This is a genomic window from Chamaesiphon sp. VAR_69_metabat_338 (assembly GCF_031423935.1).
Classification (GTDB): domain Bacteria; phylum Cyanobacteriota; class Cyanobacteriia; order Cyanobacteriales; family Chamaesiphonaceae; genus Chamaesiphon.
Map to the genome: position 1 here is coordinate 1 of NZ_JANPGM010000234.1, position 3,093 is coordinate 3,093.

At 45.3% G+C, this 3,093-nt stretch carries 3 protein-coding genes; 2 read left to right on the forward strand and 1 reads right to left on the reverse strand.

The features are described from left to right. A partial coding sequence (locus tag RMO84_RS06860; protein WP_310487725.1) for a DEAD/DEAH box helicase occupies positions 1–1,073 on the reverse strand: 1,073 nt, incomplete at its 3' end. Between the two features lie 117 nt (positions 1,074–1,190). Here RMO84_RS06860 and RMO84_RS06865 point away from each other — a divergent pair. Next, the gene (locus RMO84_RS06865; RefSeq protein WP_310487726.1) at positions 1,191–2,063 is read left to right on the forward strand and encodes a hypothetical protein; all 873 of its coding nucleotides are present in this window, start codon (positions 1,191–1,193) and stop codon (positions 2,061–2,063) included. Between the two features lie 134 nt (positions 2,064–2,197). After that, positions 2,198–2,983 (forward strand): hypothetical protein, encoded by a 786-nt coding sequence (locus tag RMO84_RS06870; protein ID WP_310487727.1) that lies wholly within the window; start codon positions 2,198–2,200, stop codon positions 2,981–2,983. Positions 2,984–3,093 lie beyond the last annotated feature (110 nt).

The window sequence follows — 3,093 nt, forward strand, 5'->3', positions numbered from 1 at the left end:
AATAATGCCGCCGCATTATCGATTAAAAACGTCGTATTCGCCCCACCACCCCGTCTACCCGTGCGCCCCAAGCGTTGCAAGAATGCCGAAACCGTATCCGGTGCATTTGCCTGGAGTACCGCATCCAAATCGCCGACATCGATCCCCAATTCCAACGTAGATGTACAGACGATACAATTATTATGCCCATTGGCAAACCGCTCCTCCGCCAGCGTCCGCTCCTCCAACGCCACCGAACTGTGATGGATAAATACATCGATGCCGCGATTTTGCATCGCTCCAGATATTTCCTCAGCCAGAGCGCGACTTTGGCAGAATAACAGACTCTTTTTGCCCTGCGCCAACATACTCGATCGATTGGCAATATCCGTCTTAGAATCCTGCATCAAGATCCGAATCTCTTTCTTACTATGCTCCTTCGGCGGATCGATCTTCTTGCGCGGGCGTTTGGAAGTACCCTGTAACCAGTCCAGAATCGTGTCAGGATTGCCCACCGTGGCACTCAAACCGACTCTTTGGACATCATTGGCACTTACTCGAATTAACCGCTCCAGAACGGACATCAGATGTGCCCCGCGATCGCTCCCAGCCAGCGCGTGAACCTCATCGATAACGATCGCCCGCAAATCTGCAAATATCTCTGTATGCGGGACACTCGCCGACATTAACATCACTTCCAACGATTCTGGAGTCGTCATCAACAGCGTCGCAGGCTGTTTGCGAAAGGCTTTCTTCTGGGCGGCTTTAATATCCCCATGCCACAGAAACCGACTCAAACCGAGCATCTCTGTATACATCCCCAATCGCTCTGATTGGTTATTCAACAACGCCTTAATCGGTGCAATATACAGAATCCCCACTCCCTGCGGTTCCTTCTCTACCATCTGCGCCAGCAAGGGAAACATACTCGCCTCCGTCTTACCACCAGCCGTCGGCGCGAGAACGATCGTATTATAGCCATCGAGGATCGCATGACTCGCCAGTTCTTGCACTGGGCGCAAGGATGTCCAACCCAAGCGGGAGGTGATGGCGGATTGCAATCGATCTGGAAAACGGGAAAATGCAGATGTCATTCAATTTTGATTGTAAAATTGGCCGGCTCTCACAAGCAACAAGTTATAATTGACCTGTATCAATTCGGGTTAAGTTCTTGCAAGATCCTGAAACTAATTTGGATATTTTAAGATTGCATGTTATCACGAACTCAGTTACCTATCGATGCTGCCCCACTTGGATATTGTCCTCAATCGATCGATACTAATATTAATGCCGATCTGGTTCGTTTTCATCTATATCGCCAGCGAACCACAGTCGAACGGCTAATTTTAGGTGCTAAATATAAACAAAGTGCCAGAAAATTATCGATCGAATGTTTGCGCCAAAGCTTTCCCGAGCTGACGGATATAGCTTTCTCTCAGAAGATTGCGAATGCATGGTTACAAGAGAAATGTCCTGTCGATTATATTCCCCCAAATCTGATGAGTTGGAGTCAAGATCCTACTGCGATCGCTTCTTTATTAACCCAAATCTTAAATGCTGCGAATATTCCCTACTATATTACTGGCGGAGTAGCCGCGATCGCACATGGTGAGCCGAGAGCCACGATCGATCTAGATGTGGTTATATCGATAGATTTAGCAGATTTACCCACTCTCGCAGCCGATTTTGAAGCACAAGGGTTTTATGTGGCTGGTTTGGCAAATGTGATGACAGGTAGTTTTCAGTGTCTGAATATCACCCATTTAGAAACAATTGAAAATGTCGATTTGATGATTTCGGGGCGGGAAGAATACGACCTGATTAAGTTCGATCGATCTCAATTGTATACTTTGCCTGGAAGTGGAGAAGTTGCGATTGCTTCTCCAGAAGATGTAATTATTAGTAAGTTAGTCTGGCGGCGCAACAGTCAGTCAGATAAACAATGGCGGGATATTTTAGGGATTCTCAAAGTACAACGGGAGAAGTTGGATTTTGGCTATCTGCGAGAGTGGGTAGAGCGATTTGGGTTGGAAGAGGATTGGCGACGAGCCAAGGTTGAATCTGGTGTGAGTCATTTGGGTTGATACCTAACATCCAATTTGGTTCGTTCGTGGAGCGTCCGCCGCGCGGAATCGTCGCAACTATCGCATTCAGGTTAAAGTTTTGCAAGCTTGGGAATACTAATAGCATCATCACGCTGTGCTAGAGGTTGAACTGGATGCAAGGATTTCTATTTCTCTTATTTTTCATAGCAATCGTAGCGGCGATCGTCTATGGCTGTATCTATGTCACAAAGAAGCGTCGCCAGGATCTAGAATTGGTGGCCAGACAGCTCAAGATGGACTTTTACCCGAAAGGGGATGACAGCATTGCCCCGATGCTATCTAATCTGGAGTTTTTCATGTATGGCGAGCGTTGCCGGGTCAGCAATCTGATCCGAGGGCAAGTCAAAAGCAATGGTCAACTCATTTCGGTAGCAATCTTCGATTACCGCTATACCATCTGTAAGCGCAGAAGTACTGAATTTAGTGTTGATGAAAATTCAGTGTCGATCTCAAGTAATGAAGAGAACGACACTTTTTGTCAGACAGTGTTAGTCTTTTACGATGAATCGATCGACGTACCTGGATTCAGCCTACGCCCCGAACACCTGTGGGATAAGTTAGCGAATTTTGCTGGCTATGAAGATATTAATTTCGATCGCTTCCCAGCTTTTTCTAAAGGCTATCGACTATTGTCAAACCAAGTTGATGATGTCCGCAATTTGTTTCAACCAAATTTGATTAAGTTCTACGAAACTAACAAGATATGTACCGAAGCGATCGGACCATATTTGCTGGTCTATCCGTTTCCGCCTAAGTATACTAATAGTAGTTTGACAATGGGTGACAAAACTTTTACTACTAGCCAATACCTACAGCCTAAGGAAGTGAAACCATATTTCGATCTTGGCTTAAAACTATTGAGTTTACTAGAAAAGAACATGTCAGCAGTCAGACAATAAGGAGGATCTTATGCATCGATTATAATTATGCGTCAAAAAAAGATTATAACTTACGAAATTCTGCATAGGAAAATTCACCAGAACGATGTTTCTCATAACTCTTATCTTTT